At 46.6% G+C, this 13,473-nt stretch carries 15 protein-coding genes; 6 read left to right on the forward strand and 9 right to left on the reverse strand.

The genetic code is table 11. From position 1 onward, the window contains the following. The first annotated feature begins 135 nt into the window (after positions 1-135). Positions 136-702, forward strand: a complete 567-nt coding sequence (locus DU002_RS11445; protein ID WP_114338522.1) for a TetR/AcrR family transcriptional regulator — start codon at positions 136-138, stop codon at positions 700-702. Between the two features lie 51 nt (positions 703-753). Then, complete coding sequence (locus DU002_RS11450; protein ID WP_114338523.1) at positions 754-1,161, forward strand: hypothetical protein; 408 nt, start codon at positions 754-756, stop codon at positions 1,159-1,161. A 77-nt stretch (positions 1,162-1,238) separates the two neighbouring features. Here the strand turns inward: DU002_RS11450 and DU002_RS11455 are convergent, their stop codons facing one another. Next, on the reverse strand, positions 1,239-2,174 hold the full coding sequence (locus DU002_RS11455) for a DMT family transporter (RefSeq protein ID WP_114338524.1): 936 nt from the start codon (positions 2,172-2,174) through the stop codon (positions 1,239-1,241). Between the two features lie 300 nt (positions 2,175-2,474). On the opposite strand from DU002_RS11455, the gene DU002_RS11460 reads away from it, so the two are divergent. After that, the gene (locus DU002_RS11460) at positions 2,475-3,398 is read left to right on the forward strand and encodes a manganese-dependent inorganic pyrophosphatase (protein WP_114338525.1); all 924 of its coding nucleotides are present in this window, start codon (positions 2,475-2,477) and stop codon (positions 3,396-3,398) included. Between the two features lie 196 nt (positions 3,399-3,594). After that, complete coding sequence (locus DU002_RS11465; protein ID WP_114338526.1) at positions 3,595-5,034, forward strand: aminotransferase-like domain-containing protein; 1,440 nt, start codon at positions 3,595-3,597, stop codon at positions 5,032-5,034. 68 nt (positions 5,035-5,102) lie between these two features. On the opposite strand, the gene DU002_RS11470 is transcribed toward DU002_RS11465, so the two are convergent. The 5 genes from DU002_RS11470 to DU002_RS11490 form a co-directional block, all read right to left on the reverse strand. Then, positions 5,103-5,597, reverse strand: coding sequence for a hypothetical protein (locus DU002_RS11470; protein WP_114338527.1), 495 nt, complete (start codon positions 5,595-5,597; stop codon positions 5,103-5,105). 42 nt (positions 5,598-5,639) lie between these two features. Continuing rightward, the gene (locus DU002_RS11475; protein ID WP_114338528.1) at positions 5,640-6,362 is read right to left on the reverse strand and encodes a hypothetical protein; all 723 of its coding nucleotides are present in this window, start codon (positions 6,360-6,362) and stop codon (positions 5,640-5,642) included. Positions 6,363-6,531: 169 nt separating this feature from the next. After that, positions 6,532-7,371 carry a glutathione-dependent disulfide-bond oxidoreductase gene (yghU, locus tag DU002_RS11480; RefSeq protein ID WP_114338529.1) on the reverse strand — a complete coding sequence of 280 codons (840 nt, stop codon included), beginning with the start codon at positions 7,369-7,371 and terminating at the stop codon, positions 6,532-6,534. A gap of 125 nt (positions 7,372-7,496) precedes the next feature. After that, entirely contained in the window at positions 7,497-8,270 is a 774-nt protein-coding gene (locus DU002_RS11485) for a class I SAM-dependent methyltransferase (RefSeq protein ID WP_114338530.1), read from the reverse strand. A 78-nt stretch (positions 8,271-8,348) separates the two neighbouring features. Next, positions 8,349-8,789, reverse strand: coding sequence for a hypothetical protein (locus DU002_RS11490; protein WP_114338531.1), 441 nt, complete (start codon positions 8,787-8,789; stop codon positions 8,349-8,351). Positions 8,790-9,191: 402 nt separating this feature from the next. Between DU002_RS11490 and DU002_RS11495 the strand changes: the two genes are divergently transcribed. After that, positions 9,192-10,376: a hypothetical protein gene (locus DU002_RS11495; protein ID WP_147271849.1), complete on the forward strand. Its 1,185-nt coding sequence runs from the start codon at positions 9,192-9,194 to the stop codon at positions 10,374-10,376. Between the two features lie 386 nt (positions 10,377-10,762). After that, entirely contained in the window at positions 10,763-10,903 is a 141-nt protein-coding gene (locus DU002_RS19365; RefSeq protein ID WP_158538039.1) for a hypothetical protein, read from the forward strand. 46 nt (positions 10,904-10,949) lie between these two features. Here the strand turns inward: DU002_RS19365 and DU002_RS19370 are convergent, their stop codons facing one another. The 3 genes from DU002_RS19370 to DU002_RS11505 form a co-directional block, all read right to left on the reverse strand. Then, positions 10,950-11,111 (reverse strand): hypothetical protein, encoded by a 162-nt coding sequence (locus tag DU002_RS19370; RefSeq protein WP_158538040.1) that lies wholly within the window; start codon positions 11,109-11,111, stop codon positions 10,950-10,952. 191 nt (positions 11,112-11,302) lie between these two features. Beyond that, positions 11,303-12,328: an MATE family efflux transporter gene (locus tag DU002_RS11500; protein WP_114338533.1), complete on the reverse strand. Its 1,026-nt coding sequence runs from the start codon at positions 12,326-12,328 to the stop codon at positions 11,303-11,305. After that, positions 12,312-13,409, reverse strand: a complete 1,098-nt coding sequence (locus DU002_RS11505) for a phosphotransferase enzyme family protein (protein ID WP_114338534.1) — start codon at positions 13,407-13,409, stop codon at positions 12,312-12,314. Before DU002_RS11505 ends, DU002_RS11500 begins: the two co-directional genes overlap by 17 nt. Positions 13,410-13,473 lie beyond the last annotated feature (64 nt).

Here is a 13,473-nt window from a genome sequence, read left to right on the forward strand (position 1 = left end):
CAGGATGCATACATAACAAAAATGTGTCGACAAGTTAACATATTTACAAAAAGTGTAAACATGGAAATTGCGAAGTGTGGTCTAAGTCGCTACTCTGTCGGCAGATAGCAGAGTGCAGAATTCATAAGAAGTAGAATGCCTTCCACGACACAGACCATCCTTGATGCCGCCCGTGATTGCTTTTTTCGTCATGGGTACAGTGCAACCAACATTTCAATGATCAGCCGTTATGCTGAGATTTCTCGAGTCACGATACACAAGCAGTTCTCAAACAAAGAGGTTCTTTTTCGTGAGGTGTGTTTGCGTCATCACCAAGAAATGCAGGCAAATCTGCCGAGTTTTAAGGCGCAATACAAAGATACCTGGTCGACGCTTGAAGCGATGCTGCTTGATTGGGCGAAGCCTATATTTGAAGAAATAAGTGACTCTGTGGTGTTGCAGGATATTGTTCAAGCGGCTAATAAGTATTGCGTTGATGCGATGGCTGCTCATATTGAAGTGCTGAGTCAATTTGTCGGTGAACTACTACGAGAAGGTGAGCGGACTGGACAAGTTGACTTGAGTCGTTGTGGGCTATCTGAACTGCAGTTAGGTAGCAATTTGGTATTGTGCGCCAAAGGTGTATTTACTACGGCAACCACGAAACAAGCACGTGAAACTGTGTCGAACATGGTTAAGCTGTACCGAGCTGCACTCACCTAATCGGCATGATTGGAGTGTGCGCATTAAGCTGGATCTATAGGAAACGTTTTAGTGGAACAACACGGTGAATATTCGATTCAATGTCAGGGCCGAATTCTTTTGGTTGATGCCAAGGGGCCTTGGAATGAAGAGTTGATTGTTAGTTATAAAGCCGACATGTTGGCTGTGATTAGGGAGTTAAGCCCTAATCCATGGGCATGCATTATCATTGTTCACGGTACTGGATTAATGACGCCTGAAGCTGAAAAAGAGATGGCAAGCCTAGTCAAAATGAGAAAGGCGCTGGGTTTAACCTCTACCGCCATGGTTACCGGAGATACGGCGGTAAAGTCGATTGTTAGAGCCCAGTTTGAACGGGTATATTGTGGCGCTGGTATCAATTACTGCTTTTGTGACACACAGGCGCAAGCTTATGAGTGGCTAGCAAGTATTGGTTTTGAGCGGGAGCGTGTTTCCTGAATTGAAGACCACGCTCACCAGCGTCTTGCCACTCTCAGCCATTAGATATTCAAGTTTCTCTATTCGGCGGTACGCTTTTATTTCAGCAACCAAGCTTTTTGTTGCTGCCGTTGGCTGTACTTTAAACTAATCATTTTTAATTTTTTCAATGGGGTCAGTACAACGGCATTACCCGTGATCACTAGCACAAACCCTAATACGGTATTCTCCTGCCATACAAAGCCTTCAAATAGCGTACTTAGTATCACCGCCACAATTGGGAACAGAACAATGGTGTAGCTGGCTTTTTCTGGGCCAATATTTTTTAGTAAGACAAAGTAGCAAGCGAAAGCGAATACTGTACCGAACAATGTTAAATAGGCCAGTGAAGCGAGATAGGACCAGCGCGTATCAATAATAAATTCAGCACCGCTAAACTCGATGTAAACCAATAAGATGATGCTGCTGTAGAACATCCCCCAAGCGTTGCCCTGTAAGACCCCGATGCCTTTATTGGAGTTTCTTACGCTCACCATATTTCCCAGAGACGCCATAAATGTGCCTAGCAACGCCATCACCAGTCCTATCATTGCAGTACTGGAGAAGTCGAAGCCGCCAAAGTCGTGCCAGAAAAGAGCGACAATTCCGGCAATCCCTATCGACGCGCCAATGTATATTCGACTGGCAATACGTTTACCGAAAAACAGACGGGTATTGATAATGTTAATGATCAACAGTGTCGAGAAGGCGATTGAGGTCATCGCGGAATTTAGATAAGCCTGCGCCCAATATAAGACCAGATAGTTAAAACCAAAATTAAAACAGGCCAGTAAGACAAAATAGCCATGCTCTCGAAGGGAATAATTCATTTCGAGTTTTCGCCACTTGCAATATCCCCACATCAGTATTGCAGCCATGGTAAAGCGATAAAACAGTGACACTTCAGGCGCCACTATGCCTAATTGAAATTCGATGGCTAACCAGGTTGAGCCCCAGATCAACACGGTGGTTAGGTAGAGAAAAGAATTTTTCATGGAGGCCTCCCGCTGATGTTCCAAGAATATAAATCGGGAGTAAAAGTAACGCTGATACTGTCTAAGTAACATATACAGTTTTTCATAAATAAGACCTGCACAGATGCGTGCTGAAGCGGGAGGGGTGAGTTGTTACTTGTTGCTACTGGTCAGTCTTGAATGAATGCGATTTTACTCGCTAGACAGGAAAACAGTAAATCAGCGCATATCGCGTCTATGCTCCTAGGGTTTCATTTTGCTAGAATGCGCGCCATACCGATTTGTTAACACATACGTCAGCGTTCATAAGAGAGAAGATTTATGCCAGCTTACGCAGTAGGACACAAAGTCCCTGATTCAGATTCAATTTGTTCAGCTATCGCTCTTTCGTACCTGAAAACCACCATTGGTGAAGAAACACTGCCTGCACGTTTAGGTGAACTGTCACCTGAAACTCTGTTCATATTAGATAAGTTTGGCTTTGAGCAACCAGAGCTCAAAATGACTTTTGCTGATACCGATGGGATCTATGTTGTTGACCACTCAGACCGTATTCAAGGACCTGATGACATCGACGACACCACGGTTTTAGGTATTATCGACCATCATAAGTTGGGTGACATAACGACATCGACACCGCTTGAGTGCTGGATCCGTCCGGTAGGTTGCACCAATACTATTATCAAAATGATGTACGACTTCCACGGCGTTGAGATCCCGAAAAACATCGCTGGTGCAATGATGTGCGCGATTTTAAGTGACACCGTGATATTCAAGTCACCGACGTGTACAACTGCAGATATTAAGTGTGTTGAAGCGCTGGCCGAGATCGCTGGTATCGAAGATTACAAAGCGCTGGGAATGGAGATGTTCACGGTTAAGTCATCTGTTGAAGGCACGCCTGTGCGTGAGCTCGTCCTACGTGATTTTAAAGACTTTAAGATGGGCGACAACGTCATCGGCATTGGTCAATTAGAAGTGATTGATTTGGCGCTGTTTGATGAGATGAAAGCCGATCTGCAAGCAGATATCGCAGCGGTCAAGGAAGAGGGTGATCGCCACTCTGTTCTATTGTTGCTCACTGACATTATGAAAGAGGGCTCTGAACTGCTAGTGGCCAGTGATGACGCAGCCTTGGTCGAGAAGGCATTCGGCAAGTCGTTAGTTGATGGAAAAGCTTGGCTAGATGGCGTGATGAGCCGGAAAAAGCAAGTTGTCCCACCGTTACAAGATGCGTTTGCATAGGCCATTGTTGAATAACAAGATTTCAGGTTAAAGCTGATTGCAAAAGGCTACAGGTATTAAGGGCCGTCACGTCAAGTGACGGCTTTTTCTTCACCCGCTTTTATCCTGCGCCCCTCATCCTTAGCAAAATTCTCTCGCTATCTGTTTATGTAACAGTTAAATTTTTAAAAAATGGCCTACACAGATATGTTTGCTTATGTCACTTTCACTCCATAAAGACTCGCATACCTTCCTCTATCAGCAGGTGATTGACCTGGTTCGAGAGATGCAACGCTCTGATGCATTGAAAGCTGGGGATAAGCTGCCTTCGCTACGCAGTCTTGCCACAAAACTGAGCGTCAGCGTGCCAACCATCAAGCAGGCATACATCGAGTTGGAACAGCAGGGGCTCATCTACGCTCGGGAAAAATCGGGCTATTACCTGAAAGCGTTAGAGCCTAACGCTGTGTCCCCCACCAAAAGTAAACTGGCCAAAAAGCCTGTGCCCGTCACCCGTCAACAACTTATTGAACAGGTTTATCAAGGGATCCATCAAGCGGGAAACCTCCCTCTGGGCGTCGCTAATCCCGTCGCCACGATGCCAGCAAGTAAAGCGTTGAATAGGGCGATGAGACGGGTCATGTCTGTGGCAGGTGATCGTGCTTTTCAGTATGGGCCTACGCAAGGTTACGAGCCGCTGCGGCAACAGTTAGCGATGCGGTATTTGGATCATGGGTTGCAGGTCAATGCGGATGAGATCGTTATTACTAATGGTGCTCAAGAGGCGATCTGTTTAGCGCTGCAGGCGGTGGCGAAACCGGGAGATGTGATCGCAGTAGAGACGCCGTGTTATTTCGGTATTCTGGAGCTAATCGAAAGCTTAGATATGCTGGCATTCGAGATCCCCCTGTGTGCAGATGAAAGTATCAGCATTGCAGATATTGAGGGAGCCGTAGATCAGCATGATATTGCAGCTGTTGTGTTATCTAGCTCGATCGCCAACCCGATGGGGTGTTGGTTAAGTAACAGTAAAAAGAAAGAGATTGTACGTTTGCTAGAGTCCCGAAATATTCCTTTGATTGAGGACGATGTGTACGGCGAGCTCTATTTTGGTAGCGAGCGAGGATTACCTGCACAGGTCTTTAGCAAGAAGAATATGGTGCTAACTTGTTCTTCCTTTTCTAAAACCGCCGCACCAGGTTATCGGATCGGTTGGGTACTTGCTCCAGGTTTTGTCGACATAGTAGGTCGCTGCAAACGTGCTTTTTCATGTTCTGCACCGCTTTTGAATCAGTGGACCATCACCGAGTATATGCGCAGTGGCGAGTACGACCGCTATATTCGGCACCTCAGGCAGGTGCTGCAAACGAATAAAGATCGCATGGTTAGCTTGGTTCGTGAGTCTTTCGGGCCTAACGTTTTGGTCAGTGACCCGAAAGGTGGAGCGGTTTTATGGCTGGAGTTTGACCGCGCTATAGATGGTGATGAATTGTTTCAGGCGGCATTGGCTAAGCAGATAAGCATTAGCCCCGGGAGCCTGTTTTCGCCTATTAATCGGTTTAAACATTGCATCCGAATTAGTTACAGTTTGCCCTGGTGCGAAAAAGTAGAGCAGGGCGTAAAAACACTGGCAAGCTTGGTAAAGGAATTGGGTTAGCTATCGAAAAACCGATAGGCCTATTCTTGGCTATTCTTTCGGACGTTTCTGTTGACGGCTTTGGCTGATTAAAATCTTGCCGACTCTCGGTTACTGACAGCTAATGCGTTCGCTCTTACGTCAGTTTCCGTTTCTGCAAAGGGTTTGTAGAGCCACTCCCAAATCGAGGTGGCTTCGTACATGTTTAATGAGTGTCGGTACCTGGTTGAGTTTTCATTTTCTTCAAGTGTGTAGGTGAAATCTTCTCGTATCGGTGTATGAGTGGGTATCAGTCCTAGCGTAAAAAGAGTACCAAAAATGCCGTTGCCGCAGGTTGGGTAGGTATCTGGAGCATGCAAGGTGAGTTTTGTCTGGCTTGTATCATCGTCGCTAAGCTCATATATGTGTGATCGCTTGAGTACTATGTAATCTGGGTGATCTGCGTTCGTCACGTGAACCATTATTTTCGAATGGGCACCGGGGTAGGCATCTTCAGGTGTTGTGGCTAGATACACATTAGAAGTGCACGCCGAGAGCCATTGCATGGCAACAACTAGCACAGCTATTTTGTTTGCTAGCCTCATGATGTTACTCCTTCCATGTCCGCCACAAGCGATTTTCACAAGCTAATTTTCTATACCTGCTTGTGGTAACTCAGATTCATTTGTCACCTTAAAATGCGTCAGATCTATCGTGGCAGAATAGCCGACGTTTTGGCGTTGGTAGACGATGAATAATTGGTTGTCAGCTGTGACAGTGCTGCCCAGTACAATGTCGATATTTGAAAGGACCTCGGTGTAGTTACTCCCGTCGATATTCGATAACGCAATTGTCTGCATATCGGCGCTGCTAAGCTGCTCATCTTTATTGCTATCCTGTTTTATGACTTCGTACATCAAGGCTGAAACTGTCACCGCAACGGGCGCGTCGAGCGGCGAGCTATGGGATAAGCTTTCACGACTTAGTAGGAGATAGTCATTGTGGGGTAGCAACCACTGTTTTCGGTTGCTGGTGGTGTCCATAAACAGGTAATTTCTTGTCGAAGATAACGACTTACTGTAGCTAGCGCTATTGCGGCCTTGTAAAGAGTTAAGTGGTACAACTGCGTAATGAGAGTCAGAAATCACTGACATATGGCCGAATTTCCAGCTTTCTTCAATTTTCTCGCTGTCGTCGGATTCAATCTGCTCTTCAACATGAACAACATTGTGAACGGTGCGGTCTTGTGTGAGCTCGAATGCGACGATGATAACCCCCACAAAGGTTGCCAAAATCACCGCAACACCAGCCAACGAAATCATGATGCCGTTAAAACGCCATATCCATTTAAAAAATTTACTCTCTTCCATGCGTGCTCAATCTAATTATTCAAAGCGTGGATGATTATAAACATAACGTTTTGATTGACTGTCGATTAATTAACTATTTTTGACCTATAACTTGTTACCTTGTATTTCACAGGCATGGTCGCGGATGCTTCTTTTGCCTGTGAAAGGGTTGGCGATTATGTCGCTCGTATTAATCCAGATCTTTCGCTGAATGACGCTCAGGTACTTGCTCTTCTTCAGGACCCCATGTCAGGTTCACCCGTCTACCGCGTTTAACCGCGGGACGCTCACCTATCTCTGTCGCCCACCGCACTAGATGTTTGTAGGAACTGACTTGCAAGAACTCCTGCGCTTCGTAAAGGGTGCCGGTCACTAAAACGCCATACCAAGCGAACACGGCAATATCGGCAATAGTGTATTCATCACCACATAAATAGCGTCTTGAAGCCAACTGTTGGTCGAGCACATCAAGCTGCCGTTTCACTTCCATGGCGTAGCGGTTAATTGGATACTCGTACTTCTCCGGCGCGTAAGCATAGAAATGGCCAAAGCCACCCCCAAGAAACGGTGCTGAGCCCATTTGCCAAAAAAGCCACGACATACATTCAGTTCGCGTTGTTGTGTCTGTTGGTATGAGTGCACCGAATTTTTCAGCTAGATACACCATAATTGACCCCGATTCGAATACTCGAATTGGCGGTGTGGTACTCATATCCAGTAGAGCGGGGATTTTCGAGTTGGGGTTTACGGCGACAAAGCCACTACTGAACTGATCACCTTCCATGATATCTATTAGGAAAGCATCGTACTCTGCTTGTTCAATGCCAAGCGCCAGTAACTCTTCCAATAGAATCGTGACTTTTACGCCATTGGGGGTAGCCAATGAGTAGAGTTGGAGCGGGTGTTTGCCCACTGGCAGATCTTTTTCATGGGTCGCTCCGGCAATAGGGCGATTGACGCTGGCAAATTTACCGCCACTGGCGTTATCCCAAGTCCAGACTTTCGGTGGGGTATAGCTTGTATCACTCATAATAGGCTACCTAATTGCGAAATCTTACCGTTAACAGCTCAACGAAAAATATGGCTTACTCATTCTTAAGTTTTGACTTTGGCATTTTTTGAACGAGTGTTCAAGGTTGTGAGGTGCGAAGCGAGTTAGGACTGCTTGATACCTTTAATCCGATATACCAATGGTACCTGCTGTTCTTTAAACAGAAGTTGGTAGCCTTTATCCTCGACATACTGAAGATCTGGCAGACAGTTGTAAGGACTGAATGGGGACTCTTCAAACTCTTCGACCTTGATCCCCGCTTTGACTAACGCCGTAAATAGCTCTCCAAGTGAGTGGGCCCATACGGCTGTTGGCGATTTTTCTCCGCTACAGTTTTCTGTGTAGGTGCCTTCCTCTTCGACGTCTGGCTGTTGCTTAGGAAAGTAAGAGTAGCCCGAATACAGGTCTATGCAGGGATGGAACTCGATAAGGTGCAGCTCACCGTTATCTTTAAGTGCTTTGGCCACTGTTTCGGCCCAACGATCCAGATCGGGCAACCAACATAAAGCGCCATAGGAGGTGAATACAATATCAAACTGTTGCTGATTGGTATCGCCGAAAAGATAGATATCCTGATTAATAAAATGAGCGTTGAGCGCTAATTTACTTGCCAAGCTTCTAGCCTGACTTATCGCCACAGAGGACAGATCGACCCCCGTTACCTCTGCCCCCATTCTGGCCCAAGAAAGGGTGTCTAGGCCAAAGTGACACTGCAGGTGGAGTAAACTCTTATTGCTGACATTCCCCACATGAGCGAGCTCAATGGGGTTCAATGAGGAGTTACCTTTTAAAAAGCCTTCAACATCATAAAATTTGGAATCCACATGTACTTCTGTTCGTTTGTCCCAAGCGGCCTTGTTGAGAGCGATGTAGTCCATACTATGTGATTCCAAGTGAGTTAAAGCAGATTTGGGTTAGTTATATTGCGTTGTTGACTCGTCATTGCGAGTGATAGGTCATAGTAACGTTAAACCAAATTGCTTTGCCATCTCTTCATTAATGCTGAATCTGACTTCATCACTATGGGATTCAATTAATTCGCTTTGTGCGGCGCTTTGATACAGATCGACGGTGACCTGGTAGTTTCTATCATTTTCAATGGCCGAAAACTCTGGCGATTTCAATTGTTGCTGTGTCGCAAAATCGATTATGCCTAAATCGATAACAAGAGGGGCAGCTTTGTCTGCAGGGTTTTCAAAGGTTGCGATCACATACACTGGCGTGTTGAGCTCACTTCCCGCCACATAGGTCATGGCGTAGTAGATACCTCCTTTGGAGGAGAACACAAATCCACCACCTAAGGTATGCAGGTTTTTAGTAATATTGCGCGGTGGTAACGTATTACTGGCGCAGGCGACTAATACACTGACGAGTAACCCAACGATTAGCTTTTTCATGCGTATTATCCTTCCTACGAACAGATTATTACTATTAGAGACTTTTACACTACTTGCTGGCTGAGTGTGTGACCAGCTCCAACATATTGGTAGCGTCAATATTGTTATTTAGGTTGACTAAATTCTAAACGCTTTCAATCACATTTCTGTCATGTCGCAGCAAGTCATGAGCAATCTTGTTTTGAATCAATGACGGCACCGCCTGCGTGCTATTCAATGGCTCGACCTGCATTTCCGTCGATTACTGAGCCAAACAGTTGAAATTTTGGCGCTGTCATGGGAAGGTGCAGGCGCTTTTGTGTGAGGTTCTTCTGCTTTGTCCTGTTGTCCGCATTAGTTAAAAATTTAAATTGTTCATTTTTATTTTTGGCCGTTTTGGTCTTTTATCAGGGAAAGAGAGTTTTGAACAACACTACATGGCAAATGCTGGTAGCGGGATTCAGTGCGTGTTTATTTGTGGCTTCGTGTGGCGGCGGAGGCGAAAGTACTGAGCCTACAGAGGTCATTGAAGCATCAGAAGTTGTTACGGCGGACGTTGAGCAAGAGGTCGTCGACACGCCTGTCGAAACAGCTCCAGAGCAACCGTTACAACCCGTTGAGCAGCCAGCTACCATTATACCGGAACTACCCGCATCCACCGTTCCAGAAACACCTTCAGAAATACCTGTGCAGCCACCTGCAAGTACAGGGAGCGTTCCTGTGCCAGTTTTGCCTCCTGCAGTGCCACAGCCTGAAAGCCCTACAGGTACCTTGCCTGTGCCATCGCCAGACCAACCCGTGGTGATTATTTCAAAGCCGGATGAACCTGCATTACCGGAAACGCCGCCTAGGGCAGAGCCGGAAGAACCTGTGTTACCGGAAACGCCGCCAGAGGTAGAGCCAGAGGAACCTGCATTACCGGAAACGCCGCCAGAGGTAGAGCCAGAGGAACCTGAGTTACCGGAAAAGCCGCCAGAGGTAGAGCCGGAAGAACCTGCATTACCAGAAACGCCGCCGGGGGTAGAACCGGAGGAACCTGAGTTACCGGAAACGCCGCCAGAGGTAGAGCCAGAAGAACCCGAGTTACCGGAAACGCCGCCGGGGGTAGAACCGGAGGAACCTGAGTTACCAGAAACGCCGCCAGGGGTAGAACCGGAGGAACCTGAGTTACCGGAAAGGCCGCCAGAGGTAGAGCCAGAGGAACCTGAATTACCGGAAGCACCTCCAGAAAGTGATCCCAATGAACCGGAGGATCTGCCTCCTGGTGACCAACCCGTTCCCAAGTTAGTCTGGAGTGCGCCAGCTACGCGAACTGACAGTAGCCCGTTAAAAGCATGGGAAGTGGATAAATATCAAGTCTGGTATGGACAGGAGAGAGAGAATCTTACTCTACTTGACGAGGTGCCTGGTGGGCCGATGACAGTTGAGCTTGATGTGTCGAAACTTAAGCCTGGTTACTATTTCTTTGCAGTAACGGTGGTCGATGTGAATGCTCTTCAGAGTGAGCGTTCCGCGGTTATTTTAAAGAAAGTACCTGATGATTTATTACCCTCAAATGGCGAACCACTGCTCGCGAGTGAAGAAAGCCTGAGTAATACTAATTTATGACCAGGGTCTGTTGACCTTTAGTGTATGAATTTTGTTCGAATGAAACACGTTTTGAGCAAGAAGTGAGCTACGTAGCTTAGCTATCTAAGTAAGTAGTGAATGACGCAGTTCAGAACGTGTTTCAAGGAACCTTTCGGGCAGCTTTTGCTGGCGATTTATGCTTCGTTATCGGCTATTTATTGAGAGCCACTCCACTTCACAGCCTCTGCCTCGTCTAAATCGTCAACAAGTTGCTGCAAAAACACACAGCAAAGGTCAATAGACACTAGATCATACTGAATAATGATGGGTGATGATTAGGAAAGTATTTGTTTGGCTGTGCGGCTATTTTTTGTTGCTTTCTGTAGTTACCCTAATCATTCGCCTTAGCGATCTTAGACGGAGAATTGGTTTTTGAGCTCGACGCTGATGGATATGAGCGTACTAAATTAAATGGGGAGTATCTGCTGCTTTGGCCATTGCCTGATGGTTTTCTGCGCGCGGGTAGTGTGCCGTTTGTTGTTGATGAAACAGAGTTTGGCGGGTAAGGCGGTACGCCGTTCAGGGGCGAACTGACTGCCGTCGTTTTACTAATCAGGCTAGTTGCCGTAGCCAGCGTTGTTGATTCAATCGCCAGATAAATACCACGGCTTTCGCGATCTCTTCCAGTGATATACCGATAAAAGCGCCTATGAGCCCGTACTCAAAGGTGATCCCTAGTAACCAAGCACTGGTGCTCCTACCAACAGAAAACATGCCAGCGTGATGTTCATGCTGCTGTAGGTGTCACCGCCCGATGTGAGAATGGCTGGTACTACGGAATTTATCGCCGTGGCATACAGAGATATAGCCAAAATATAGATGCAGAACCGCGCGTTTTCCGCCGTGTCTGGTGCTATTTCGTAGAGCTGCAGAAACAAATCTGCGTCGATTAAAATAGCTGCTACCTAGAGTGTGGTCACCAGCAAGACAAGTTGAATACTGTGCTTAGATGCGATTTTTGCCCGCTGAAATTTTCCTTTGCCCAATATCTGACCGATCAGTATTTGTGATGCGCTATTTAGCCCCTCCATCGGTAGCATCAGTAGCGCTTTTAATGTGCGGACGATTACGTATACGGCAAAGGCTTTGGCACCGATGGCGTTCATTACCACGGTGCAGAATACTCTGGCGCTTTGCCAGAAAAAGCCGTCTACTGACATAGGTAGGCTAATATGAAACACTTTCCCTAGCGCTGCGAAACTTGGTCTGTGCAACTGACCATGCCAGGGGCGTTTCTTACCTGCGGCCAGCCATAGTATGACGATAGTCGCACCTGAACCGATGACGGCGGTGGATATTGCAGCACCGATATAACCCATCGGGGTAAATAGAGGCTCGCTAACCCCAGGAATAGCTGCGCCAAATATCAGTAACCAGTTGCCAATAATGTTGAGTAGGTTAAAAGCGATGCTGATTTTTACTGGGGTACGGGTGTCGCCGGTGGATTGAAAGGCGCAGGAAAGGATCGCACCGACAACCACAAACGGCATACTCCAGCCGATGATGCTTAAGTAATTGCCGGTAAGAGGAGCTACTGCTAAACCGTGCTGGGGGGCTTGCCACATCTCTAGTGTCAGTATACTGGCCAGCCATTCTCCAGCGTTGATAAACAGCATTGCTATAAGTAAGCCACAAACTACACCGACTAAGCATAAGCTTGATAGTAGTGAACCGAGCTTTCTGTTCTGGCCTGAGCCATAGTATTGAGCCAGCAATACGGCACCACCGCCTTCAATCGCAGCTAATAGGATGTGGCAAAACAGGATCAACTGGATCGCGTTACCCAAGGCAGCGATGACTTGTTCACCTAATTGGCCAACCATCAGTGCATCGACAAACGACATACTGGAAGCAAGCAGTGCTTGCACCATCAATGGCAAGGCCAAAGTGAAAAGCTGGCGGCTTTGTCGGGTCTTAATCGTGCGCAGCATCGGCAGTGGTCTTTAGCAGTGCTACGACCGCTTGACGTAACTGTTTGCGGTGCTGCTTAACACCGTCTAGCAGGTAAGTTAGCCATTGTACGTGCTCTGCACACTCTTCATCAGAATTATCTGGTTCAAAGAACTGCATATTATTAAGTAGCAGTAGCGCAGGCATCAACGGAAGAAAGGCTAACTCTTGATCAGTGAGATTGGCTGTCTGGCGATAGAGTGTAATGCACTCTTTTACTGCAATATTGATCGGTGCTTGCATCGCCTCGGTACCAGGTTGGAAATCTGGATTTTTGACCTTATCGCGCCATGTTTTCTGGATATAGAATGCGTCTATGATGCTGTTGATACACCACCAGATATCGAACAGTACAAGATCCCGGCGAATAAAATCGAAATCGCAGCAGCCCGTTATCTTTTCATTTTTGAAGAACAGATTAAAACAGTGAAAATCACCGTGGATCATCTGTACCTGACAATTGGGAAGTAACTTATTTTCTACTTCTGGCCTGATTTCAGTTATCACAGCTCGAAGACGTGGCAATAGTGCCAATGCCTCTTTTACTGAGGTTTTTGTTTTAGCTGAATTTAATTTCAGTTCCAGGCTGTCTAACCATGCGAGTTGGCGGTCAAATTGAAAGCTTTTAATCCGGTCGCTGTCTCGCTCAACAGGAAAAGTTGCGGCTGCACGATGAAAGGAACCCAATCCGCGCATTGTTTCGCTGACATGCCAAGGCTGTAAGGTGTCATTCCACTGGGGGGTTGAACCTTCAAAGACGCGGGTCATTAAGAACACAAAACCGTTATAACAGACCGTGTTTTCGCCGTTCGCCGCAGGTACCACTTCGGGGCAGGGCATCTGGTTAGTTTGTAGATGCTGGGAAAAATCAATTTCTAAAGCAATTCGTTCAGGGCTATTGTTTTTTAGACAATTTTTTAGGTAGAAACGCCCCTGTTCAGTATCGAAACTGAACATCTCATTGGCCATAGAACAGAAGCTAATTGTAATGTCACCGAGAGGCTCTAGTTTGTACTTCTCTAGGATGTAATGTAATCGGCCCTGAACCGGCTCGTATGGCATGAGAATTCCTGACTAAGCAGCTGAGATAACAAGATATTAGCCGCCAGTCTACCAGTGAAATTGT

It is taken from the genome of Corallincola holothuriorum (assembly GCF_003336225.1).
In the GTDB taxonomy this organism is placed as follows: Bacteria; Pseudomonadota; Gammaproteobacteria; order Enterobacterales; family Neiellaceae; genus Corallincola; species Corallincola holothuriorum.

What these genes read in the sequence shown, in the direction of transcription:
- DU002_RS11445 (WP_114338522.1), top strand. Translation starts at nt 136, where the DNA reads ATGCCTTCCACGACACAGACCATCCTTGATGCCGCCCGTGATTGCTTT.
- DU002_RS11455 (WP_114338524.1), bottom strand. Translation starts at nt 2,174, where the DNA reads ATGAAAAATTCTTTTCTCTACCTAACCACCGTGTTGATCTGGGGCTCA.
- DU002_RS11460 (WP_114338525.1), top strand. Translation starts at nt 2,475, where the DNA reads ATGCCAGCTTACGCAGTAGGACACAAAGTCCCTGATTCAGATTCAATT.
- DU002_RS11465 (WP_114338526.1), top strand. Translation starts at nt 3,595, where the DNA reads ATGTCACTTTCACTCCATAAAGACTCGCATACCTTCCTCTATCAGCAG.
- DU002_RS11470 (WP_114338527.1), bottom strand. Translation starts at nt 5,597, where the DNA reads ATGAGGCTAGCAAACAAAATAGCTGTGCTAGTTGTTGCCATGCAATGG.
- DU002_RS11475 (WP_114338528.1), bottom strand. Translation starts at nt 6,362, where the DNA reads ATGGAAGAGAGTAAATTTTTTAAATGGATATGGCGTTTTAACGGCATC.
- yghU (WP_114338529.1), bottom strand. Translation starts at nt 7,371, where the DNA reads ATGAGTGATACAAGCTATACCCCACCGAAAGTCTGGACTTGGGATAAC.
- DU002_RS11485 (WP_114338530.1), bottom strand. Translation starts at nt 8,270, where the DNA reads ATGGACTACATCGCTCTCAACAAGGCCGCTTGGGACAAACGAACAGAA.
- DU002_RS11490 (WP_114338531.1), bottom strand. Translation starts at nt 8,789, where the DNA reads ATGAAAAAGCTAATCGTTGGGTTACTCGTCAGTGTATTAGTCGCCTGC.
- DU002_RS19370 (WP_158538040.1), bottom strand. Translation starts at nt 11,111, where the DNA reads ATGTTTTCTGTTGGTAGGAGCACCAGTGCTTGGTTACTAGGGATCACC.
- DU002_RS11500 (WP_114338533.1), bottom strand. Translation starts at nt 12,328, where the DNA reads ATGCTGCGCACGATTAAGACCCGACAAAGCCGCCAGCTTTTCACTTTG.
- DU002_RS11505 (WP_114338534.1), bottom strand. Translation starts at nt 13,409, where the DNA reads ATGCCATACGAGCCGGTTCAGGGCCGATTACATTACATCCTAGAGAAG.